The organism is Mucilaginibacter flavus (assembly GCF_030409315.1).
Lineage (GTDB): Bacteria > Bacteroidota > Bacteroidia > Sphingobacteriales > Sphingobacteriaceae > Mucilaginibacter > Mucilaginibacter flavus.
Map to the genome: position 1 here is coordinate 32,863 of NZ_JAUFPS010000027.1, position 26,077 is coordinate 58,939.

Here is a 26,077-nt window from a genome sequence, read left to right on the forward strand (position 1 = left end):
ATTAGCTAAGTTGTGGCCATATATGAAATGTTATAAGCGGCCAAAACTATATAAATTTATATAGTTTTGGCCGCTTATGTTAAAATTGATCTGATTATCAGTTGGTTTTGTTGATTTTTTTAGCGGCATGGTGAGTGGTTTTTATATGGGCCATCTATATGTATCAGGCAAGCTTATAAAATAAATGCCATAGCTTTTTTGATAATTGTAAGCTATCGGTTGATATACTTAGCATATTTTTCCCGCAAAATATCTAAACATTTACCCCTCAAATTTCTTTTACTACCGGCAACTAATTGCTGCTGATTTAATCGGCATGATCCCCGGTATGAAAAACAACATTTTTTTAAATATGAAGAGGATTATATGCAAGCCCTTAACGGCTGTGTTGGTCATCTCGCTTGCGATTATAACGTTTGGCTTTTCAGTAAAAATCAGCACCGATAAAACCCTTAAAGCCGATGTCAATAATGGCGGGCTATACCTGCCCGGCAATTTTAAGGCTACTATTGTAATTGACAGCCTGGCGGGTCGCGCACGGCACCTGGCTGTAAATACCGACGGCGATATCTATGTAAAACTCCGCTTCCCCGATTCTATAGGTGGTAATGTTGCCGCCCGCGATACCGATCATGATGGCAGGGCTGATACTATCGTAAAGTTTGGTAATTATGATGATAAGGGGCCATACGGCACAGCCATGCGGGTGCATAAAGGCTATTTATATTTTAGTTCGGAAGTAAATGTTTATCGAACTAAATTAAACCCCAATACCTTGGTGCCCAATGGTCCGCTTGAGTTGATTTTGCACGATATCCATGGCGAGCATGAGCATGATGCCAAACCGTTGGCTTTTGATAACAGCGGACATATGTACGTGGCTTTTGGAGCGCCATCAAACGCCTGCCAACAGCAAAACAGGGTGCCCGGCTCGCCGGGGATTAAGGGTTGCCCGCTATTGCAGGAGTATGGCGGCATCTGGCAGTTTGATGAGGCCAAGCCCAATCAGGAGCAAAGAGATGGCACCCGTTATGCCACAGGTTTGCGCAGTGTAGTAGCTATGGATTGGAATAACGCCGATAACTGCCTGTACGTGGTTGCTCACGGGCGCGACGATTTACGCCTGCTGTTCCCCAAAAAGTTTAGCGCCTGGCAAAGCGCGGTTGCGCCGGCCGAGGAGTTTTTGAAAATTAAACAAGGCACCGATGTAGGCTGGCCGTATTATTATTACGATCCTATTCAGCATAAAAAACTGCTTAACCCCGAGTATGGCGGCGATGGTAAAAAGGCAGGCGAGGGCGCTAAATACGCGCAACCTCTGATTGCTTTCCAGGCACATTGGGCTCCTAACGATTTACTGTTTTACACCGGCAATCAGTTTCCTGCAAGATATAAAAATGGGGCTTTTGTGGCTTTCCATGGTTCAACCAACCGGTCGCCATATCCGCAGGCTGGTTTTTTTGTGGCTTTTGTTCCTTTTAAAGATGGTAAACCGGCAGGCAACTGGGAAATATTTGCCGATGGTTTTGCCGGGCGAAACACGGTAGTAAGCGTAAGCGACGCCGAGTGCCGCCCTATGGGGTTATCAATGGGCCCCGATGGTTCGTTATATGTGAGCGATACAGAAAAAGGACGGGTATGGCGCATTTTTTATGAGGGCGATAAAGCACGGTTTGGTAAAAATCAGCTTGCTAAAATGGAGCAACGTAAACAACTGCCCAATTTTAAAATACCTAACCAGGTACGCAACAACATTGCCACGGGTATGCTTAAAGGTGGCGCCCTTATCTACAATAAATACTGTGTTAACTGTCACCAAAAAAATGGTAAGGGAGATGGTAACCTTTTCCCGCCGCTAAGCGGATCTGAATGGGTAACGGGCGGGAAATATATGGAAAAAGAGCCTGGAATACGTGTGCTATTGAGCGGTTTAGAAGGGCCGGTGCAGGTGAAAAATAAACCTTACAATAGCGTAATGCCTAAACATAATTTTTTAAGCGACGGCGATATCGCTGCCGTGCTTACATACATCCGCAGTAATTTTGGCAATAACAGTAGTTTGGTTACGGCATCCGAAGTGAAAACGATTAGGGCAAGTTTGGGAGTAAAGTAAGCCTGCTGTAAAAGGTGGGGTGTTATGAAATAGAAAACTCATGAAAACCCGAAACCTATAAATGACGAAAGACTTGCGAAGTTTTTAAAACTTCGCAAGTCTGGTATCTACAGCGTGCTAATCATTATTTAAGGCGCTAATCTAATGTCGCTTAATACGGCGTACTGATATTTAATTTTAATACTGTCGGTTCTTCCTCCTGCGGCCTTACCAATATTTCGGGACTCAGGCCGCATTCGCGCATCAGTTTGGTATGGTTATAAGATATCTGCCTGTACAGTTGCGGGTCCATGATCCGGATTTGTTCGCAATTGATGAGTATAAAATGGATGAACAGTTTGGATAGCTTATTGCCCGATTCATCGCACATTTGATAAAATTGGGTTAAATGGCCGTTGATGCTGGCTATATCGTTGAGCATAATGGCGGCTTTTATTTTAACGCAATACAAAAACGCCCGCATAAAAGGAGTGGCCGAATTTTCTCTGAGCTTACAGGCAGTTGATAAAGACTCATACATCCGCAGCATCTCGGTTTCGCTGTAAAGGAAGAAGTATGCGCTTGAAGCCATCACTTTTAAAAAGAAGCGATAAGTAAACGATGAATCTAAACAGGTTTTACATGTTTTTTGAGTGGCGTTTATAAACCTTAACACCTTAATTGGTTTTTGGGTGATGGATAATGAATAACCGGCAAGCAGGTAAATAAGGTCGTTACCTTTAAAGGTATGAACAGCGGTTTTGTGTTTTGGCGGGTTAAAGTAAAACCGGGTTAACTCCGCGAAAAACTCTTTTTTGATAATGCCATATTTAAAATACTGGTAAATGGCATCTAAGCAGTGTAGCGGGTTGATATCGAAATGCTGAAAATCTTCGGGCGAGAAACTTCTCAGCTTTTTTAAATTATCATCCATACCGTTAAGATCAAGCTGGAAGATAGATATGGTTGCCAATGCTGTATAAACAAGCGCCTTTTTACTATTGGCGAGGTCAAATTTCAGCAGTGTTTGCAGAGTGTTTTTATAATCCAGGTTGATGTATTCAAGCCCGAAAAAGTAATAGAACAAATCGTCGGTACAATCGGCCTTAAAGTAGTTGGCAACGGTTTCTGAATAAATAGGCGACGAGGATATTTTTAACAGCAAATCACCAATAAATACCACTAAATCTAATTTTTCTTTAGGATTAAGGCGTGTATAAGCCAATAACGCAAAGCTTTCCTGCTGCCCGTTTTTAACAGCATTCATCAGGCACCATTTTATAATGGGCAGTTTATGCTCGTTGTTATTGAATTTATCATTTATGGAATGAACAAGCTGCAGGTTAAAGCTCGATTCGTTTTCAAAAAGTAAGGTTTTCGCGATAGTATATTCTAAAAAGTTACTGTTACCAAACTGGATAATTGTTTTAAACATTAAGCTGCTGCTTATGTTAATCTCCCTTAAAAAACCAATGCTCAGCAATTCGGCATAGGCATGGCTGTATTGTTTAAGCAGGTCATTTACTTTCAGCTTGTCAATTTCATATTGATCCTTTGTAAAATCCATTTCGCCTACCAGGGTGCGCAGCAAAATAATTTTTTCTGTGGCATAATGGCCCAGGTATACTTTATTAAGTATAAACGTTGATATAAGGTCATGAATGCAGATATGATCTGCCGAGCCAAAACTAAAATCGTCCTTATGTTGCTTATAATAAAACTGAAAGTATAGGGGATGATTAAAGTTTTTGGCAATATCAATGGCCATAAAGTTTTGAATGGCCGGGTTTATATTAAGGCAAAGCGCCTTAATTTCATTTAATGTAAACAGCGGCACGTTGGTTACAAGGTTATTATCGGTTACAAAACCGGTAAACCATTTTTCATGGTCAAAATCCATCTCGTGCCGGTTGTTCATCCAGTTGGCCGAACGCATGGTAAGGATTAGTTTAAACCAGTCATGTGATTGGTAAAAAGAAAAAATATTGGTGAGTTGATTAAGTAAAAGATGGAATTGCTCTATTTTGAACATGTGCTCATCCAGTCCGTCTATGATAAAATAAAATTTACCATTGCCCCGTTTGTTAATATCAAATAAGGCGGCAATGTCATCATCGGATGAATAGCCAAGCAAAGCCAGCAACCAGTCGTTTAAATCGCGACCGCTTAAAAAAACGTTCATCAATGCGCTGCTGCTAAAAAACAGTATGATATCTTTATTATCATTAACAGCAATTTTTTCATCAACCCAATGGCAAAGTGCCAGCGTTTTACCATAGCCAGATGGCGCCATGATAACGGTGCCAGTATAATCGCCGGTTAAAAACTCATCAAAGTGGTCGTTAATGAATTTCCTTTCAATAGTTTGATTATAGGGAATACCTGTACGGTTCTTTAAGGCCTGTAAGGTAAAATTGGTGATTTTTGCCGCGTTTTGGCTCAGTATTTTCCAATCCACATCGGTATTAGTTGTCTTTACAGCAAGGCTTTCCTGTTTTAAGCAGAAATCGTCCCAGCCTATATAACCACAGTATTTGGCCATCACTTCAATGGTAAATAGCGAGGGCTTAAACTTGCTGAATGCAAAACCATATACCCGTTTCAGAGTGGTTTCGCTTACGGTAAGTTTTGTTCCTGCAAATATCATTGCCGAAAGTTCTTTACAATCACCGGGGGTGATGCTCTTAATATCGGAGCGATCCAGCACCCTGATTTTAAGAATTTCAAATAGTGTTGGTGAAAAGGTTATCATGGTTATATGGTTTTATCATTATCATACGTTATTATTATACGTTTGAAGTATGGTAAAATGTTTTGATCCAATTTACCTAATAAAAACGACGTATACCGTATTTATCAAGACATACGTAAATAAAATAGCGCCTGGTTGTAAGAATTTTTTTAATGAACAGAATGAACAATCATGTTTAATATGAATGGTATTTAATGACCACGAAATAAGTGAATAAGATGTATTAATAATATTTCTTGATGCAACTGTACTTTTAGGCTGTGTAATAAATGCACCTACCTTAAATACATTTGCATGAGAACTTCTACTCTCTTTAGCAGGTACATAAAAATTTTATGTTTGCTATTATTTTCTTCAAGTAAAATATTTGGTCAGCATCATTTTGCAACTAACCAGGCAAGCAGCAGCCCGAGTTTGCTTTGCGCGGGGTGCGTTGTAACCAACCAGGGTAACGCTGTCGACGGAAATCTGCAAACCTCATCTACATTAAATTTAACACTTGGGGTATTAGCGCAAACTTACCAGGAGCTTATATTTCCGGGCGCTGCAAAAGTAGCTGCCGGTACCCCGGTAACAATAAAGTTGGGTACTGCGGATAACCTGGCAGATTTGACTGTGCTGGGCGCTGTTACTATACAGGCTTATAACGGCAGTTCGGCCATAGGCAGCCCGGTTGCATTGCCCACTTTGATTACCGCGGTAAGTAATAATAATCAGTACGAAGTTATTATCACCCCCGGCCAAACTTATGACAGGGTTAGGGTGACACTTAACGGCGGCCTGGCTGCCGTGTTAAGCAGTATATATGTGTACGATGCTTTTTATACCGATAACAGCGCCGCCTCATGCAGTGCAGCGTTTGACGAATTGCACGGTATTTCCGCAGGGCTTTTAAACCTGGGGGTAGATATTGGGGGGGTAGCCAATCCACAAAATGCTATTGACGGCAACATCAATACCGCGTCGACATTAAACGCCGGGGTAAACGTTTTGGGTGCCTACGCGCAACAAACCATCATTTTTAATCAAACATCTGTTCTGGGCGATTCTGTTCGGCTCACTATGGCAGTGCCTACAACTTTGTTAAACGCGGGTGTACTATCCAGCATATCGTTGTTAACCTTTAATGGCAATACCAGTAACAACGACGCTGTATTTTTGAACAGCAATTTATTACAGGTGCAATTGCTGGGTTTGTTATCTGTAGGTTCAACCCTTAGTAAGGTTGTTGTAACCTATGCCCCATCTAAACTATTTGATAGGGTACAGGTAAGGCTGGGCAGCGTTGCAGCCAACGTGCTATCAACCCTAAATTTATATGAAGGCGAAAAACTGATTCCGAGGCCGATAATTAAGATTGGTAATGTAGCAACCAACGCTACATCTATTTGCGCTGGCAGTACGGTAAGTTTCAGTGTAAGCCCGGTGCCGAATACCACATTTGCCTGGTACACCACCCAAACGGGCGGCACTGCCATAGCGGGTGCAGGCACCACATTTACAACTCCAGCCTTAAACGCAGCTACAACTTATTATGTAGGTGCAAGTCGCATTGGTTGCACCAACGAGTCTGAGCGGGCCCCGGTGGTGGTTACCGTAAGCCAGATCCCCGCAGCGCCGGTTATTGTCAATGCCAACGCGACTGTTTGCCCTGGGGCTACGGCAACTTTTAGCGCTACGCCGGTAGCTGGAGTTACCGTAAACTGGTATACCGCTGCAACCGGCGGTACACCAATATTTACCGGCAACAACTATACAACAGCCGCTTTGGCAAGTACCACAAGCCTTTATGCCGAAGCTGTGGCCGGCGGTACCTGTGTAAGCCCAACCCGCACAAAAGTTACAGCAACAGTTAGTCCGCTGCCTGTGGTGCCAACCATTACCGCACCGGCCGTAACCATTTGCGATGGGGATGTAGCCATATTATCAATAGCGAACCCTGTTGCCGGCCAAACTTATAATTGGTATGGCGCTTCAACAGGCGGTACCATATTAGGTACGGGCGCAAACTTTACCACTCCCGCATTACATGCCAACACAAATTATTACGCCGAAGCGGTAAATGTAACTGGTTGTGCCAGCGCAACACGTGCACAAGCTACCGTAACGGTAAGCCCTAAACCGGCTAACCCGGTTTTAAGTGCCAATAACTCAACAATTGTCGCCGGCCAAACTGCTACTATAACAGTAAGTAATGCGCAGGCAGGTAACACTTATAACTGGTACACATCGGCAGCTGCGGCTACGCCGGTGTTTACAGGTAACCCTTATACTACCCCTTTATTGTATAGCAGCACTACTTATTATGTAGCGGCTGTAAATGCGGCCGGTTGCCAATCTGCTGCCAGAACTGCGGTTACCATTAATGTTACCATTAATAATAACGCCCCGTGTACATTTGCCAATCAGCAAACTAATGATGTAAATGGTGTTTGCGTATTGTGCGGTATCACCAATCCTTTGCTGGCGACTGATGCTGATACTACCACGGCATCAACCTTAACAGTAACTGCCGGTTTATTGGGCGGATACAGTGAGCAAACCATCCAGTTTCAACAAGCAGGTTTTGCAAAAGATACTATTAAACTGGTATTACAAAGCCCGGTTGGCCTGGCCGATGCAGGTGTGTTGAGCGCTATACAGGTATCGTTGTTAAACGGTGCTACGGTAGCTAACACTTATACATTGGATAATAACCTTATTACGGTGAGATTGCTAAACGGCACTAACCGTTATGTAGTTTTAATCCCTGCTACCGCGGCTTATGACAGGTTGCAGATCAGGCTTAACTCCGGTATCGCCAATCTGCTTACATCATTACAGATTTATTACGCTGTACAGCAATATCCCAAACCAATATTTAACCCTGCATCAACAGAAGTTTGTAAGGGCAGCCCTGCTACGGTATCTATTACCGCGCCATCGCCTGCAAATGGCACATTTAACTGGTATGCGGCTCCAACCGGAGGTTCGTCATTACACACCGGTACTACTTATACTACACCGGCGTTAAATGCCAATACTACTTATTATGTAGAATATAGCCGAGGTACCTGCGTAAGCCCAACGCGCTACGCGGTTACCGTTACGGTAGATGATCCGCCGGCGAAACCAGTGGTTACACCAACCAGTGCCAGCATTAACAGTGGGCAAACCGCTACATTTAAAGCAACTGCTGTTACCAACGCTACCATTAACTGGTATACACAAGCCACCGGCGGTACGCCTGTATTTACCGGAGGCACATTTACTACCCCGGTTTTAAATGCCAACACCACCTATTATGCCGAAACTGTTTTAGGTAACTGCGTATCACCAGATAGAACCGTGGTTCCGGTAACGGTTACACCAGTGGTTATCCCCGATGTAACTGTAAACCCGCCCACTCAGGCCGTAAACGCCGGTACATCGGCAACTATTACCGCATCATCAACCACGCCGGGTACTATATTTAACTGGTACACTACACCAACGGGTGGTACCAGTATATTCACAGGCGCCACATTTACGTCGCCGGCGGTATTTAGCAATACTACTTACTATGCCGAGGCTGTGGTTACCGCTACCGGCACCAAATCGGCAACCAGGGCGGCAGGCAGCGTTACTGTAAACCCGGTTGGCAGCAACCCGGTACCTTGCGACGCCGCCATTGCCCAAACCAATACTACCAGCGGTTTGCTTTGTGTACTTTGCGGCATCGGTAATCCTGGCGGCGCTATTGATGCCAACAGCAATACCTTCTCGCAATTAAGCACGCCTGTAGGTTTATTAGGGGGCTATTCGCAACAGACACTTCAGTTTGCTAATGTGGCTCATGTTGGTGATAGCGTAATTGTTGACCTGGGTATTCCCGGCAGCCTGGCCAGTGTAGGCGTATTATCGCAAATTAGCCTGGCTACTTACAATGGGGCTACTTACAATAATGACCGTACTAATGTTAATGGCAATTTATTAACCATCCGTTTGCTGAGCGGGACAAGTTTGTTCCGTGTAGCCTTTAAAGCCACTGCCGATTTTGATAGGGTAGAGGTTAGGCTTAACTCTGGCGTAGCCGGGGTATTAAACACTTTAAATATTTACGATGCCGCGCAGGAAGTTGCCGCGCCGGTGATCACTGCAAATGCGGTATCAACCTGCGCCGGAACACAGAGCACGCTTACCGCTACAGTACCAAACTACGTTACCGTAAAATGGTATACAACAGCCACAGGTGGTACGCCGGTATTTACCGGGGCTACCTTCAATACGCCTGTTTTAAATGCTACCACAACTTATTATGCCGAAGCAAGCAGAACATCAGACGGTTGTACCCAGGGTACCCGCACGCCGGTAACTGTAACAGTAACCACTACACCTGCAGCACCGGTTATAGCCAATGCTAACGCTACCGTTTGCCCTGGCTCAACAGCAACATTCAGCGCAAGCCCGGTTACAGGCGTAACCATAAACTGGTATACCACTGCAACCGGCGGCACCCCGGTATTTACGGGCAACAGTTATACTACAGCAGCATTAAACTCAACCACCAGTTTTTATGCCGAGGCAGTAGCCGGCGGAACCTGCATAAGCGCGACCCGCACCAAAGTAACTGCAACGGTTAGTGCCTTACCATCGGCACCAACCATCAGCACGCCAACCGTAACCATTTGCGATGGCGATGTCACCATCCTATCAGTAGCTAACCCGGTTGCCGGGCAAACCTATAACTGGTACAGTACCGCTACAGGTGGTACCGTGCTATACACTGGTGTAAACTTTACCACGCCGGCCTTACATGCCAATACCAATTACTATGCAGAGGCGGTGAATGTAACCGGCTGTACCAGTGCAAGCAGATCGCTGGCGGCGGTAACTGTTAGCCCAAAACCGGCTAACCCTGTTTTGGCGGCCAATAGTTTAACAGTTGCGGCAGGCCAAAGCGCTACGATATCTGTTACCAACGCGGAAACCGGTGTTACTTACAATTGGTACACTTCGGCAGCGGCGGCTACCCCGGTATTTACAGGGAATACTTACACTACGCCATTATTATACAGCACCACCACCTACTACGTGGCGGGTGTTAACGCGGCGGGCTGTCAGTCGGCCGCCCGTACTGCCGTAACCATTAATGTTACTATAAACAATAACGCGCCTTGTTCATTTGCCAACACGCAAACCAATGATGTAAATGGTGTTTGCGTACTGTGCGGAATTACCAACCCGTTATTGGCAACTGATGCCGATACAACTACCGCGTCTACCTTAACAGTAACCGCCGGTTTATTGGGAGGCTACAGTGAGCAAACTGTGCAGTTTCAACAAGCTGGTTTTGCCGGTGATACCATCAGGCTGGTTTTACAAAGCCCTGTAGGTTTGGCCGATGTGGGTGTGTTGAGCGCCATCCAGGTATCGTTGCTAAACGGTGCTACCGTGGCAAATACTTACACTTTAGATAATAACCTTATCACGGTGAGATTGCTGAGCGGCACAAACCGTTACGTAGTGCTCATTCCGGCAACCGCGGCTTACGATAGGTTGCGCATCAGGCTTAACTCTGGTGTGGCTAATCTCCTTACCTCATTACAGGTTTACTATGCATTGCAGCAATATCCAAAACCAATATTTAACCCGGCATCAACTGAGGTTTGTAAGGGTAGCCCTGCCGTGGTTTCCATTACTGCACCATCGCCTGCAAACGGAACGTTCAACTGGTATGCTACCCCAACAGGTGGCGCGTCATTACATACCGGCACTACTTATACTACACCGAACCTGAATGCCAATACTACTTATTACGTTGAATACAGCCGAGGTACCTGCGTAAGTCCAACACGTTACGCGGTGGTGGTTACGGTAGATGATCCACCGGCAAAACCAACGGTGATCCCTGCCAGTGCCAGCATCAACACCGGCCAAACCGCTACATTTAAAGCTACAGCGGCCACCAATGCCACTATTAAATGGTATACACAAGCCACCGGCGGTACAGCGGTATTTACCGGAAGTACATTTACCACGCCGGCTTTATCAGCCAATACAACATATTATGCCGAAACCGTTTTGGGTAACTGCGTATCACCAGACAGAACCGTTGTTCCGGTTATCGTTACACCATTGGTTATACCAGATGTAGCAGTTGCACCGCCAACACAGGCTGTAAACGCGGGTACATCGGCTACCTTAACCGCTTCATCAACAACTCCCGGTACTATATTTAACTGGTATACTACCGCAACCGGTGGCACCAGCATTTATACCGGCGCTACCTTTACGTCGCCGCCATTGTTTGCGCCAACCACTTATTATGCTGAGGCCGTAGTGAGTGCAACAGGCTCAAAATCGGCTACCCGTGCAGCTGGAAGCGTTACCATCAACGCCATCAGCAATAATCCGGTACCTTGCGACGCGGCTATCGACCAAACCAATACCACCAGCGGCACACTCTGTTTACTTTGCGGTATCAATAATGCCACCGGATCTGTTGATGCCAACAGCAATACCTTCTCGCAATTGAGTACGCCAGTAGGTTTATTGGGTGGCTATTCGCAACAAACATTGCGCTTTGCAAACACAGGCCGGGCAGGCGATACCGTAGTGGTTGACCTGGGTATACCGGGTGCATTGGCCAGTGTAGGGGTGCTATCGCAAATTAGCCTTGCTACCTATAACGGTGCTACTTATAATAACGATCGTTTTAATGTAAATGGTTCGTTGTTAAGCATCCAATTACTAAGCGGTACAAGCCGTTTTAGGGTTGCATTTAAAGCCGGTGCCGATTTTGACAGGATTGAGGTTAGGCTTAATTCAGGAGTTGCCGGTGTTTTAAACACATTGAATATTTATGATGCCGCGCAGGAAGTAGCCGCGCCGGTAATTACGGCCAATGCTGTAACCGCCTGCTCCGGAACACAAGCCACACTTACCGCCACAGTACCAAACTATGTTACGGTAAAATGGTACACCACCCCTACAGGTGGCAACCCTGTATTTACGGGAGCAACATTTAATACACCGGTTTTAAATAGCACAACAACCTACTACGCCGAAGCCAGCAGAACAGCTGATGGCTGTACCCAGGTTACCCGTACACCGGTAACTGTTACAGTAACGCCGACTCCGGCAGCACCGGTGGTTGCAACAGCAAATGTTACCATATGCTCGGGTTCGCCGGCTACGTTTGCCGCAACACCTGTAAGCGGAGTTACTTTTAATTGGTATACAGCTGCAACCGGCGGTACATTGGTACATACCGGTAATAGCTATACTACAGCCGCGCTAAGCCAAACAACATCGTACTTTGTTGAAGCCGAAGGTGCAGGTTCATGCGGAAGCTCTACCCGTACACAGGTAACAGCCAACGTAACCGCTACCCCATTGGTACCACAGGTTGCACAGGCTACGGTGCAAACCTGTTCAGGCTCATCAGCTGTATTATCGGCCTCATCTACCCAGCCGGGCGTTACCTTTAACTGGTACACTGCTGCTACCGGCGGTACGCCAATATTTACCGGGGCACAATTTACCACCCCGAACCTTAATGCCAATACATCTTATTATGTAGAGGCAGCAGCAGGCAGTTGTGTTAGCTCAACCAGGGCAAAAACAGATGTTGTGGTTAACCCAACTCCTGTTGCACCAACTTTAACTGTAACACCATCTAATGCCCAGATCACTTCCGGTCAAACGGCGGTAATTAAAGCGACATCAAGCACCGCCGGGGCTGCCTTTAATTGGTATACCGCGGCAAGTGGCGGCTCGCCTATTTTTACCGGCGCAACATTTACTACCCCGGCGCTTACCTCAAGTATGGTATACTATGTTGAAAGTACACTTGCCGCAACAGGCTGTACCAGCCCAACACGCACACCGGTTACCATTACGGTGAATCCAATTTTCTCAACTTCGTGCGATTTTGCATCCACACAAAACTTTACCGCTACAGGTATTTGCGTAGGTTGTACAGTTACTAACCCTAATAATGCCGTTGATGCTGATACCACCAGCTCCAGTCAGCTACAATTGGCTGTAAGTTTATTAGGAGGCAATGTTAGTCAGCAACTGATATTCAGCGATCCTGGTGCTGTGGGCGATAGCGTAACCATTAAGCTGGGATTACCCATAAGCCTGCTTACCGCCGGCGTGCTTGATGGTGTGCAAATAGCATCATACAATGGCGCTACATCTAATAACGACGCCATTAAGCTGAGTAGTAATTTGCTACACATTCGCCTGTTGGCCGGCTCACAAACCGCCATCATCAGGTTTGCGCCTAAAGGGGTTTATGACCGGGTAGAAGTAACCTTGTTGGGCGGTGTTTTATCAGCCCTCAATTCGGCCAACATTTATTACGCCACCAAACAGGTTGACGCGCCAAAACTTGCCGCTTCAACAGATAATATTTGCCAGGGGGGCACAGCCACATTTACTGTGAGCAACCCGAAAGCAAACGTAACTTACAAATGGTATACGGCAGCGGTAGGTGGTAGCCTGGTACATACCGGTGCAACCTATACTACTGGGGCGTTAAACGCAACTACAACTTATTATGTAGAGAGCAGCCGCAGCGCCAATGGTTGCGTTAACCCTAACCGGGTAGCTGCTACGGCCAACGTAACGCCATCGCCTGTTAACCCGGTATTGGCCAGCAATAACGTAGAGATTTGCGCGGGCAATAACGCCACCTTAACCGTAACCAACGCGGGCACTGCCACAGTTAAATGGTATGATGCCGCTACCAACGGTAATTTATTATTTACAGGTACTACTTACACCGTAAACCCTGTTACCACACAAACATACTATGCCGAAATAAGCAATGGTACCTGTACCAGCCCGGCCCGTACATTGGCCACTGTAAAGGTTGATGCAAGGCCATCTAAACCAGGTGTTGTTGCTGCCGATGTACAGGTTTGTGCTAACAGCACAGCTGTGTTGAGCGTATTAACACCGGAAGCCGGCGTTACCTACAGCTGGTACACAGCCGCGAGCGGTGGTGCAGCCGCAGGCACAGGGGCAACCTTTACTACGCCTGCCATCAGCCAGAATATTACTTATTATGTTGAGGCATCAAACACCACAACAGGTTGTATCAATAATGGCGGCCGCACCCCGGTAAATATTACCGTAAGTGGTGCCTTAACAGCGCCGACATTAAGCGCCGCGACTACGCAAGTTTGTAGTGGTGGCAGCGTAACCGTTAGCGTAAACAGCCCGGTAGCCGGTTTGGTTTATAACTGGTATACCGCAGCTACTGGTGGCACACCAATATTTACAGGTACCACATTTACCGCCAATAATTTGCTGGCCAACATCAGCTACTATGTTGAAGCTGCCAACAGCAGCGGCTGTGTGAGCGCCACACGTACTAAAACAGATGTCACTGTGTTGCCAATACCAACGCCACCACAGGTTACCGCGCCGGCAGGAGGCTTGAGCGCCTGCGATGGCTCGACCATTACCATCAGCATAACCAACCCGCAAGCTGATCAGGTTTACCGTTGGTATAACTTTGCTACGGGTGGTACATTGCTATTCACCGGGACACAATTTACAACGCCTGCCATTACGGCTACAACCACCTATTATGTTGAGGCAGCAACCGCAGGCAATTGTAACCCATCGGCCCGTACCCCGGTTACAGTTACTTTAAGTCCGCTGCCGCCAGATCCTACCGTTACGGCATCAACAGTGCCGGTGTGTGCAGGCGCGAGTGCGACCTTATCTGTAGCATCGCCACTGGCAGGCATTACCTATACCTGGTATGATTCGCCGGCGATGACAACCGTATTGTTTACAGGCAGTACATATGTTACCGGTCCGATATTAACCAGTACCAATTTCTACGTATCGGCTGCTAATACTTCGGGTTGTAACAGTAGTAACCTGGCCCAGGTAAGGGTAAATATTATTCCACCGCCATCTGCCCCGGTTGTTGCAGGCGGCGCGCCGGTGCAAACCTGCGCAGGCTCAAAAGCTACCTTAAGTATTGATAACCCAACCGCTGGCTTCACCTATAACTGGTATGCCGCGGCAACCGGTGGTACTCCAATATTTACAGGAACCAGCTTTACTACTGCTAACTTATCGGCAGATGTTTCCTACTATGTTGAGGCAGTGAACGGCACGGGCTGTGCATCATCCAGCCGAACTAAGGTAGATGTACATGTAAACGCTTTACCTGTTTCTCCGGTGGTAATAGCACAGGGAGGTTCAACAACACCAACAGTTTGTTCGGGCAATTCGGCAACGCTTATTGCTACCAGCACAACCCAGGGTGTTACCTTTAACTGGTATACCGTTGCCCAGGGTGGCACACCGGTATTTACCGGCGCAACTTATGTTACGCCGCCAATATCGGCCACAACTACGTATTATGTTGAGGCAGTTAGCATAGCGGGAGGCTGCGTGTCATCAACCCGCACGGCGGTACAGGTAACTACAGGTAATACAACCGCGCCAACGCCAACAGTTGATGCAGCGGGATTAACCGTATGCCAAAACAGTATTACAACCATCAATGTAACCAATCCGGTGGCTGGTACAACGTATAATTTCTATACAGCGGCAACAGGTGGTAATTCGGTTTATACAGGTGCCAGTTTTGTAACACCGGCTATCACCCAAAATACAACCTACTATGTTGAGGCTACAGATGCTCAGGATTGTAAACCATCGGCAAGGCTGGCTGCAAATGTTACCATAGTACCGCAACCGGGTACACCGGCGTTAACCAATGCAACGGTTGCTGTTTGCGCGGGCAGCACGGCAACACTTGCTATAGCATCGCCAAACGCGGCCTTAACGTACAATTGGTATTCATCGGCAGCAAAAACAACCAAATTGTTTACCGGTACAACCTATACAACGGGAGTAATTAACACCAACACTACATTTTATGTAGAGGCGGCCAATGGCTCATGCGCCAGTTCGGCGCTGGCAACCGCTCAGGTAAACGTAAACAGCGCGCCGGTAGCCCCGGTATTGGTTAATAACGCTGTTATTGATTGCCAGGGCGGACAGGCTACCTTGAGCATTGCTAACCCGCAAAATGGCTTTACTTATAACTGGTATGCGAGCACTACAGGCGGTACGCCATTGTTTACCGGTGTTAATTTTGTAACGCCTGCATTGGCAGCATCGGCCACCTACTATGCCGAAGCCGTTAATAGTACCGGTTGCGCGTCGGCCACACGTACAAGTGCTTCTGTAACTGTAACCTCTGCACCAACCGCGCCACAGGTAAATGCCGCAAATGTTGCCATATGCTCTGGTACAACAGCTAACTTATCTGTAACGCCGGCAGCTAATACCAGTATAAACTGGTATGCTAATGCTACAGGCGGTGTTCCTTTAGCTACTGGAGCAAGCTTTACCACACCGGCACTCAGCAACAACACCACCTATTATGCCGAGGCGGTTAATACCGGGGGCTGTGCATCTACAACGCGCACCGTGGTAACAGTAACCATACTACCTGCTTTAACCGCGCCTGTTGTAAGCGCAAGCAATACAAGCAATACGGTAGTTACGTTTACATGGGGCGCGGTACCAGGCGCTACCGGTTACCAGGTAAGTGTTGATAATGGTACCACCTTTATAACGCCAAGTTCGGGCAGCGCGGGGACCACTCATGAAATAAGCGGTTTAAGCGCCAACCAAACAGTAACCCTTATTGTGCGGGCAGTAGGCCCATGTGGTTTGGGCGATAATTCGGCCAAGGCTACAGCTACCACCAATAATCCATTTGGTAACGGAATTTTTGTACCGAATGTGTTTACGCCAAATGGGGACGGCAATAACGATTTATTGCAGGTGTTTGGTAATACCATTCAAAGTTTAAACTTCTCTATTTACGATCAATGGGGCGAACTACAGTTCCGCACCACCAATAAATCGGCCGGATGGGACGGTACTTATAAAGGGCACGCCCAGCCTGTTGGTGTATATGTTTACTACCTAACCGGCTTAACAACCGATGGGCAGCCGATAAAAATGAAGGGAACCGTAACACTGTTAAGATAAAAGTATTATGTGCCCCAAGCTATTGGGGCACATAATCAACATCAATATAAATAACCTATACTATGAAAAAATTACTTTTGATGATGATGGCGGTGGTGCTTCAAATGGGGCTTACCAGCCGCGTAAAGGCTCAGATAGATCCGCATTTTTCGCAGTACTATGCCTATCCAATATACCTTAATCCGGCTTTAACCGGTGTTATTAATGGTGATTTGCGGGTTAACGCCAATTTTAAAAATCAATACGCCACTATCAACAACGCTTATCAAACCGAAGGGCTTTCGTTAGACTATCGCCCTACCGATAAAGTAGGTGTGGGGTTTAACGTATTGAACCAGGCAGCCGGCGATGTAGGCTACAATTATTTTGCCGCTTACGGTACTTTTGGGTATGCCATAGCGATATCAAATGATGGGTATAAAAAATTAAGCTTCGGGATTAACGCCGGTGTTATTAACCGCAGCTTTGATCCCTCAAAAGCCCAGTTTGGCAGCCAGTATAATCCAAACAGCGGCTTTGACCCCACCTTACCAAGCAACGAAAACTTTTTAAATACGAATGCCACCATCTTTGACGCGGGCGCGGGTGTCTTTTATTATGACGGTGATCCACTGCATAATGCCAACTTATTCGGGGGAGTAAGTGTAGGACACCTGGCCCGCTCCAAAGACCCATTCGCTGTTGACGGCAGCCAGAGCAAGCTGCCGTTACGATATACCGTACATGGCGGTGTGCGTATAAAAGCGTCAGACCTTTTTGATGTAATACCACACGCCATTTACATGCGCCAGCAAAAAGCCCAGGAAAAAGCCGTAGGGGCCTATGCCGAACTGAAAATGCCCGATGATAAGGGTTTAATATTTGGCGGTATGTACCGCTTTCAGGATGCCGCTATTGCTAATATTGGCTACCATGTAAACAGTATGATTATTGGTGCCAGTTATGACTTCAATACCTCGTCGCTAAGCCGGGCTACCGCAAGCCAGGGTGGGTTGGAGTTGTCAATCAGCTACGTATTCCGCAAACGGATTCAGGAACCAGAACCCGTTTGTCCAAGGTTATAAATCTCCCAAATCCATGAAGAAGATATTTTTTACCACACTCCTGCTTATCTCCATTATTGCGGCAAAGGCCCAGTATAAGGCCAGTCCGCGTGCCTTTGGCGATAAGGCTTTTAACAATAAAGACTACTACGAGGCAGCTTATTATTATAAACAAGCTGCCGAAGGCTTAAGCCTGGTTAAAAAGCAGGCCATTCCGTACCATGCCGATAGTAAGGCCGATAAAAACATCAAATCGACAGATAGGGCATACATCTGCTATCAACTGGCAGATTCATATCGTCTTTATGAAAATTACCTGGAGGCCGAGGGCTGGTACTACAATGTAATTAATGAAAATTACGAGGCCGAATACCCTTTAGCCCGTTTTTGGTATGGCGTGTGTATGCGTGCCAATCAACATTTTGATGAGGCTATTGTGCAGCTTGAGCAATTTAACCAAAGCTATACCGGCGATAGCAAGTACAAGCTGATGGCTGAAAAGGAAATTAAAAATTGTCGTTTCGCTAAAGAGCAGTATCAATACCCTTTGCTGATAGAAGTAAAAAAAATGGCGGGGGCCTATGATTCGGACGGGTCTGATTACGCCATGATTCAGCGGGATGGTAATCGTTATTTCACATCGTCGCGCTTCCTTAAAAACGAACGTAAACACCTAAACCGGGTTTATACTATAGCTAAAGATAAGCCGAATGATCCGGTAGCTATCGACTTTAAGAACGATGCCAGTAAACTGAACATTGAATACGGCACACCGGCTTTTAGCCCAGATGGGCAGCGGATGTATTTTACCCGCTGGTATAAAGATGGCAGTAAAATAATACACGGTATTTACTACAGCCAGCTTACCGGCAGCGAATGGGGGAGCCCCCAAAAAATGGGCACCAACGTGAATGCCGACGGTTTTAACTCTATACAGCCTTTTATTACTGCCGATGGTAAGCAACTGTACTTTGTATCTAATAAACCGGGAGGCCAGGGTGGCGATGATATTTGGGTAAGTGATTTGGATGCAAGCGGCGACGCGGTTAACTCTACCAACCTGGGCACTACCATTAATACCCCACAGGATGAGCAGGCTCCCTATTATGATGCGGTAAATAAAAGACTCATTTACAGTTCAAAAGGGTTTGTTGGCTTAGGTGGTTTTGATTTTTACGATAGCTGGAATAACAATAATACCTGGAGCGAACCGAAAAACTTAGGTTACCCGATGAATTCGGCAAAGGATGATTTGTATTACCTGCCCGATCATGACGACAGCAATAAATTTTACATCAGCAGCGACCGCGAATCTGATTGTTGTTTAAATCTGTTTGAAGGTGTGGATAAAAAGCATATTCTGAGTGGTTTGGTGGTTGATTGCGATACGCACAAAGGGCTGCCAGGTGTCAAGGTGAGCTTTATTGACTCTTTAACTAAACAAATCATGAAAAGCGTGGTGACCGATAACACTGCCCGTTATGCTTTTACGGTTACATCTAAAAGGCCAATTCAGATCAGTTTGGAAAAACAAGGTTATTTCACCAAAGTATTGCCTGCGCCGGGCAGCGGCCAAATGAATGGCGATACGCTAAATAACCCTGATATATGCCTGCAAGCCTTTGTGGTTGATAAACCTATAGTGATCAAAAACGTGCTTTACGATTTTAACAAAGCAACCCTGCGCGAAGAATCAAAAACAGTACTGAACGAACTGGTAACCATATTAAAAGATAACCCTAAAATAAAGGTTGAGCTAAGCGCGCATACAGATTCAATAGGATCTGATAAATATAACCTGAAACTATCGCAGGCCCGCGCCCAATCATGTGTGGATTACATTATAGCCAGTGGTATTGATGAAAGCCGCATTTATGCCAAGGGGTACGGCAAAAGCCGCCCGATAGCGCCAAACTCTTTACCCAATGGCAAGGACAATCCGGAAGGGCGGCAGTTAAACAGGCGTACAGAGTTTAAGGTACTAAAAATAGAGTAGGAAATAGAATCAACAGTCAAGAATCAGGAATCAAGACTCTTTTGGAAGTAGGTTATAAATAAGATACAATCAAAGATATAGACAAATAAAGCATCAGGAGCAAAACATTGACGATGATGATGAACAGATAAAAAAGAGCGACAGGGAAAAAGTCTTAACTCTTGATTCTTGACTCTTGATTCTCGCGAAGAAATAATTAATCAAATTAAATAATCCCTCAACACAAAAAACATGAATCACGACAGAGTTTCGCAAAGCAGACCACTGCTTAAAACCAAGGGTTTTTCAAACCTTCATTTGGAGATATTTGAATATATACTGATTGGCAAAACCAACCGCGAGATAAACCGAATGTTGGGTTACACCCAACGCTCGCACGCGGTTGTTGATCATTCGCGCAAAGTGATGTATAAGCTACTGGCCATGGAAGATTTGCATCGGGCCGATTTTACCGAGCGGGTGGCCTATCCCCGCAAATTTCAGTTTTGGTGGATGAAGCTGCTTGTGAAACATAAAGATGCATTAGTTTTTAAAGCCATAGCGGCAAAATTTTACGAATAGGTATGGATTTGGATAATAAGTAAAAGCCAGGCAAGTTTGATTGTACTGGCTTTTTTGTTTTAGTTTTTTACGGCTTAAACCATCGGCATGACTAATTGGTCATATTGGCGATATAGTTGTTAAAATATAAAACCTTATCCAAATTTAAATGTACTTTTCTGCAACCTATTTATGATGATATCCAAAAGCTTGTTAACCGGCGTCGATATGCCGGAACTTATTAAAAACGAAACTGTTGCAGATATATTTAGAAATGCCGCTGCTCAACATCAATATAAAACCGCGCTTGTTTTTGGCAATAAGCAGGTAAGTTACGCGCAATTAAATGAATGGAGCGATTATATCGCTTACTTTATATCAACCCAAGGGATTGGCCCCGGACATTCCGTTGGCGTTTGGCATACCCGCGGGTTAGAATTGCATGCCGTAATTTTAGGTATTGTAAAATCGGGCGCGGCCTATGTTCCGCTTGATCGTGAAATGCCCGAAGAACGCCTGCAGATTGTTTTGCAGGAGGTAGGAGCTTCAGCCTGTTTTAGTGATGGAGTGCCAAATCTTCCAATCCCGGTATTTACTGTACCTGCCATGCAGGAAAACTACGAGGAATTTACTTTGCCGGCTGGTCCTACAGCAAATGACCGGGCTTACGTGCTATACACATCTGGCAGTACCGGCAAGCCAAAGGGTATACCGATACTGCATCGCAATATTTGCCACTTGATCCGCTCCGAACAAAATGTGATTGGTATTAAGGCTGATGACAGGGTTTACCAGGGTTTCTCCGTATCGTTTGATATGTGGTGCGAGGAAACTTACATCAGCTACCTGGCCGGTGCTACAATTTGGGTGGCCGATGCTACTACGGCAAAATCCATCGACGAGCTGAGCGAAACTTTAAGACAGCAAAAGATCACCATTTTACATGCCGTACCCAGCTTATTGGCTGTAATTGATGATGATATTCCGTTACTGCGTATGGTTAATGCCGGTGGCGAAGCCTGTACAACCGCGGTTTTAAACCGGTGGAGCAAGCCCGGCAAAAACGTTTTTTATAACAGCTATGGGCCAACAGAAACTACGGTTACTTCAACCATGGTGGCGCTGAAGCCCGGCGAAAAGATAACCATTAGCGGTCCGCTGCCGAACTATAATCTTGCGGTTATCGACCCTCAGTTTAACCTGTTACCGGTAGGGCAGCAGGGCGAATTGATTATTTCTGGCCCGGGGTTATGTGAAGGATACGTTAATCGCCCGGAACTGACTGCCGAAAAATTTCTGAGCAAACCGTCATCATTAGTTGATTTGCCCGGCGACCGTATTTACCTGAGCGGCGATGCGGTAGTAATGCAGGCTGACGGCAGTATCGACTTTCACGGCCGCCTGGACGACCAGGTGAAACTGCGCGGTTACCGGATAGAACTGGGAGAAATTGAGGCTCGCCTAAACCAATTAGATGAAGTGGCAACGGCAGCGGTGGCGTTAAAAAAAGATGCTACCGGGCAGGATCAAATGGTGGGTTATGTGACTTTAAAAGCCGGTTATGTATTGGAGGAACACCATGCCCGCACCAAATTGGCCGAGGTATTACCGCCTTATATGGTGCCTTTGGTTATTGTGGTGCTCGATAAACTACCACGCCTATCAAGCGGTAAAATAGATAGGAAAGGTTTACCGGTGCCACAGGCGTTGTTGGAGGTTAAAGCACAGGAAGAAGTAAAGATCAATGCTACCGATCCATTGGCCGTGAAGGTAATGGCCGGGTTAAACCATATTTTCCCCGGCAGGGAGATCACGCCCGAATCTGATTTTTTTACAGATCTGGGTGGACATTCTTTACTGGCCGCAAGTTTTTCATCGTGGTTGAGGCAGGAGGCCGGCGTACAGCATGCATCGTTAAAAGATATTTATACCAACAGGCCTGTTAAAAACCTCATCAATACATGGGAGGTTGCCGAAAAGGTTATTGAACAGAAAGCGCATGTAAAAAAAGAGCCTTTTCATGCCATATCATCATTGCGGTATTGGCTATGCGGCATTGCGCAGGGCTTTTCTTTATTGGTTATATACGGGCTATTTGCCATTCAAATTATTATCCCTTACCTGGGCTATTATTACGTGGTGGCGGGTACAGAAAGCGGGCGGGATAACCGTACCGTAGCTTTAGTTACCGCTTTGTTTTTATATTGCCTGGTGCCACCGTTTTTATCGATGGTGGGTATAGCGGCTAAATGGCTGTTATTGGGCAGGGTTAAAGAGGGCGAACACCCGCTTTGGGGCTGGTATTATTTTAAATATTGGTTGGTAGATAACCTGTTGAAATTATCTCCAGCGCAATTCATGAACGGAACCCCCATTTACCCTTTATATTTAAGGCTATTGGGAATGCGCATAGCTAAAGACGCGCAGATAAGCTCCATAACCGTAGGTGCTTATGACCTGGTACAGATTGACAGCGACGCCAGCCTTAGCTCGGGCGTGGTATTGGATAACGTTACGGTAGAGAATGGCCTCATTAAATTTACGAGTATAAAAATTGGTGCTCATGCTTATATAGGCAGCAACGCGGTAATATCGGGCAGCGGGGCTATGGAAGACTGGACCGAGTTGCAGGATCTGAGTCACCTGCAAAGCGGCAAAACCATTAAGGCTTATGAAGTTTGGAAAGGAAGCCCGGCCGAAAAATCGCACGATGCCAAACCCGAAGAATTACCACAGCCATTCCAGGCTAAGTTTTTGAAAATTAAAACTTACGGCGTTTTATATTCATTGCTGCTTATTATTTTCCCGGTGGTGGTATTGCTGCCGCTGTTGCCCGTGATAGAAATCTTGAACTATTTGGACTTAAACGCGCCAGATTATAATTTCAGTTATTTTATCCATATACCGCTACTTACGCTGTTGTACATCGTGATTTATGCTTTTGAAACGGTGTTGTTATCAAGGTTGCTGTTATGGGGAATTAAACCAGGTACTTACCCGGTATATAGCAGCACTTACGTACGTAAATGGCTATCAGATCAAATGATTTCTGTAGCACTTATTGTATTGCACCCGGTTTACGCTACCGTATTTGTTTCGTTTTTCTTTAGGATGTTAGGAGCCAAAATTGGAAAAAATACCGAGATATCAACTGCAAGCAACGTAACACACACCATGCTTACCATCGGCAATGAATCATTCATTGCCGATGCGGTGACTTTGGGCGAGGAAGACATCCGGGCGCAAAGGCTTATCTTAAATAACACTACTATAGGTAACAGTAGTTTTGTGGGCAACAGCGCGCTAATTCCGCAAGGATATACCCTGGGCGATAACATGCTGATTGGGGTACTATCTGTACCACCTACCATTGAGCAGCAGGCCGATAACCCCTTGGGTGATTGGTTTGGCTCACCGGCTATCGCGTTGCCGCGCAGGCAAAGCAGCGGCGAGTATCCGGCATCGCTCACCACAACACCATCATGGGGGCGCAAAATTGCCCGTGGTACTATTGAAACCATCCGCATCATTTTGCCAGAAACGGTAATCATTTGTTGTAGTGTGTTGTTGATAGCCTATTTTCACGATTTGCTTAAAGATCGTACGCCCATGCAAATCCTGGCACAGATGCCCAAACTGCCTTTTTATTACCTGTATTATATGGGCATGCCGGCCTTGCTGGTTACCGTGATTATGAAGTGGGTTTTTGTTGGCAAGTACAAGGTAGAACAAAAACCAATGTGGACGCATAAGGTTTGGCGCAGCGAAGCCGTAACCAGCACCTACGAAGCGCTGGCTGTTCCTTTCTTTTTAGAGTTTTTAAAAGGCACACCGTTTTTGCCTATGTTTTTAAGGTTGTTTGGTGTTAAAATAGGCAAACGCGTATGGCTTAATACTACCGATATTACCGAACATGATATGGTTACCATTGGTGACGATGCCGCGTTGAACGAAGATTGTGGTCCGCAAACGCATTTGTTTGAAGACAGGGTGATGAAAGTAGGCACCGTAAGCATAGGCGCGCGTACCAGCATTGGTACCCGCAGCATTATTTTGTACGATACCCAAATTGGTGATGATGTGAAACTGGAACCTCTATCATTGATTATGAAAGGCGAGCAGCTTGCACCGGGAACCGAGTGGACAGGCAGCCCGATAAGGGCGTTGAGTTAATTACAAAACAATAAATAAAAGAATATGATTATTTTAAAATCGGAGAAATTTGCATTGCATAGCCGCCTGGTGAGATTTGTTAATGAAAATAATATAAAGCGCGAGGATATATTGACTATAACTGATGGTCCGCAGAGTGTAGTGCTTTATTTTTATGCCGATTCTGAAACCGAAGAAATAACCCACGGTTTGTTTTCGTAAATTCAGCTTATGTTAAAAAAAAGGGTTTTGATAGGTTTAGCATTGTTGAACACTTTTGTTTCGCATGCACAAACTGTATCAAAACCCTTTCCGCAGCATGTAAAATACTTCGCGGGCGCTATCCTTCCCAATCATGTTAGCCGGCAAAAACTGGATAATACTGTGCTGTCTTTTTACCGCCAATGGCAAAGTAGATATGTAAAACCAGCCCAAACAAAGGGGCAAAGCTATATCTGGTTCGAGCGGCCCGGCGGTAATCAATGCGTATCAGAAGGGCAGGGTTACGGGATGATCATTACCGCGCTGATGGCCGGTGCCGATGCATCTGCCCAAACAACTTTTAACGCCCTGTTTCGGTATTACCAGGCCCACCCTACCAAGGCGGGGCAACATTTAATGAGCTGGGCGCAGGATAACCGTGGTAAAAATAGAGATCACTCTTCGGCTACGGATGGCGATATGGATATCGCGTATTCGCTTTTATTAGCCGATAAACAATGGGGAAGTAATGGCGCTATCAACTACCATAAGGAAGCCAAAGCTTTGCTGGTTGATATCATGAAGTACGAGATCAACCAAAAAAGCTTCACCATATTACTGAGCAACGAAACCGAGCCGGATAGTAAGGATTATTACGATACCCGCACATCTGATTTTATGCCATCGCACTTTAAAGCATTCAAAATTGCCACCGGCGATGTTAGTTGGGATAAGGTTACCGCAAGTACGTATAGGTTGTTTGCCACCATGCAGCAAAAATACAGCCCCGATGCAGGCTTAGTGCCCGATTTTATCCAGCAGGTAAATCATAATCCGCATCCGGCCAAAGCCATGTACCTCGAATCGAAATATGATGGTTGCTATAATTACAATGCCTGCCGGGTACCATGGCGTGTAGCCGTTGATTATTTGTTATATGGCGATGCCCGGGCAAAGGCTTTTGTTGCGCCAATAAATACCTGGATCAAATCCACCACATCCGGCAATCCTGATAACATTTCGGCAGGTTATACTTTGGCCGGGAATGATTTGCCTACCCGGCATTTTGAAGCGTTAAGCTTTATAGCACCTTTTGCGGTAGCAGCCACCATCGATACTAAAAACCAGCAATGGCTTAACCATGTTTGGGATTACCTGGTTGGCTTTAAGCTACGGGATTATGATTATTATGATAACAGCATTAAGATGCTTGATATGATCATTTTAAGCGGGAATTATTGGAGGGTGTGATTACATGAGCAAACTACACGGTATTTTAATAGTTGTGTAGTTTAACG

Annotated in this window: 9 protein-coding genes; 8 read left to right on the plus strand and 1 reads right to left on the minus strand. The window is 45.8% G+C overall.

Translation table 11 applies throughout. The features are described from left to right. The first annotated feature begins 352 nt into the window (after window positions 1-352). Entirely contained in the window at window positions 353-2,113 is a 1,761-nt protein-coding gene (locus QWZ17_RS11265) for a PQQ-dependent sugar dehydrogenase (RefSeq protein WP_290305307.1), read from the plus strand. A 151-nt stretch (window positions 2,114-2,264) separates the two neighbouring features. Here the strand turns inward: QWZ17_RS11265 and QWZ17_RS11270 are convergent, their stop codons facing one another. Beyond that, window positions 2,265-4,844, minus strand: a complete 2,580-nt coding sequence (locus QWZ17_RS11270; protein ID WP_290305308.1) for an NACHT domain-containing protein — start codon at window positions 4,842-4,844, stop codon at window positions 2,265-2,267. Window positions 4,845-5,138: 294 nt separating this feature from the next. Here QWZ17_RS11270 and QWZ17_RS11275 point away from each other — a divergent pair, with 294 nt between their 5' ends. From QWZ17_RS11275 to QWZ17_RS11305, 7 genes are all read left to right on the plus strand, one after another. Next, window positions 5,139-16,847 carry a T9SS type B sorting domain-containing protein gene (locus QWZ17_RS11275; RefSeq protein ID WP_290305309.1) on the plus strand — a complete coding sequence of 3,903 codons (11,709 nt, stop codon included), beginning with the start codon at window positions 5,139-5,141 and terminating at the stop codon, window positions 16,845-16,847. 62 nt (window positions 16,848-16,909) lie between these two features. Beyond that, window positions 16,910-17,911: a PorP/SprF family type IX secretion system membrane protein gene (locus QWZ17_RS11280; RefSeq protein ID WP_290305310.1), complete on the plus strand. Its 1,002-nt coding sequence runs from the start codon at window positions 16,910-16,912 to the stop codon at window positions 17,909-17,911. A 13-nt stretch (window positions 17,912-17,924) separates the two neighbouring features. After that, complete coding sequence (locus QWZ17_RS11285) at window positions 17,925-19,886, plus strand: OmpA family protein (RefSeq protein ID WP_290305311.1); 1,962 nt, start codon at window positions 17,925-17,927, stop codon at window positions 19,884-19,886. Window positions 19,887-20,117: 231 nt separating this feature from the next. Next, window positions 20,118-20,447 (plus strand): hypothetical protein, encoded by a 330-nt coding sequence (locus QWZ17_RS11290; protein WP_290305312.1) that lies wholly within the window; start codon window positions 20,118-20,120, stop codon window positions 20,445-20,447. Between the two features lie 171 nt (window positions 20,448-20,618). Then, window positions 20,619-24,599 carry a Pls/PosA family non-ribosomal peptide synthetase gene (locus QWZ17_RS11295; RefSeq protein WP_290305313.1) on the plus strand — a complete coding sequence of 1,327 codons (3,981 nt, stop codon included), beginning with the start codon at window positions 20,619-20,621 and terminating at the stop codon, window positions 24,597-24,599. A 24-nt stretch (window positions 24,600-24,623) separates the two neighbouring features. Further along, the gene (locus tag QWZ17_RS11300; protein ID WP_290305314.1) at window positions 24,624-24,800 is read left to right on the plus strand and encodes a hypothetical protein; all 177 of its coding nucleotides are present in this window, start codon (window positions 24,624-24,626) and stop codon (window positions 24,798-24,800) included. A gap of 9 nt (window positions 24,801-24,809) precedes the next feature. Beyond that, on the plus strand, window positions 24,810-26,030 hold the full coding sequence (locus QWZ17_RS11305; protein WP_290305315.1) for a family 8 glycosyl hydrolase: 1,221 nt from the start codon (window positions 24,810-24,812) through the stop codon (window positions 26,028-26,030). Window positions 26,031-26,077 lie beyond the last annotated feature (47 nt).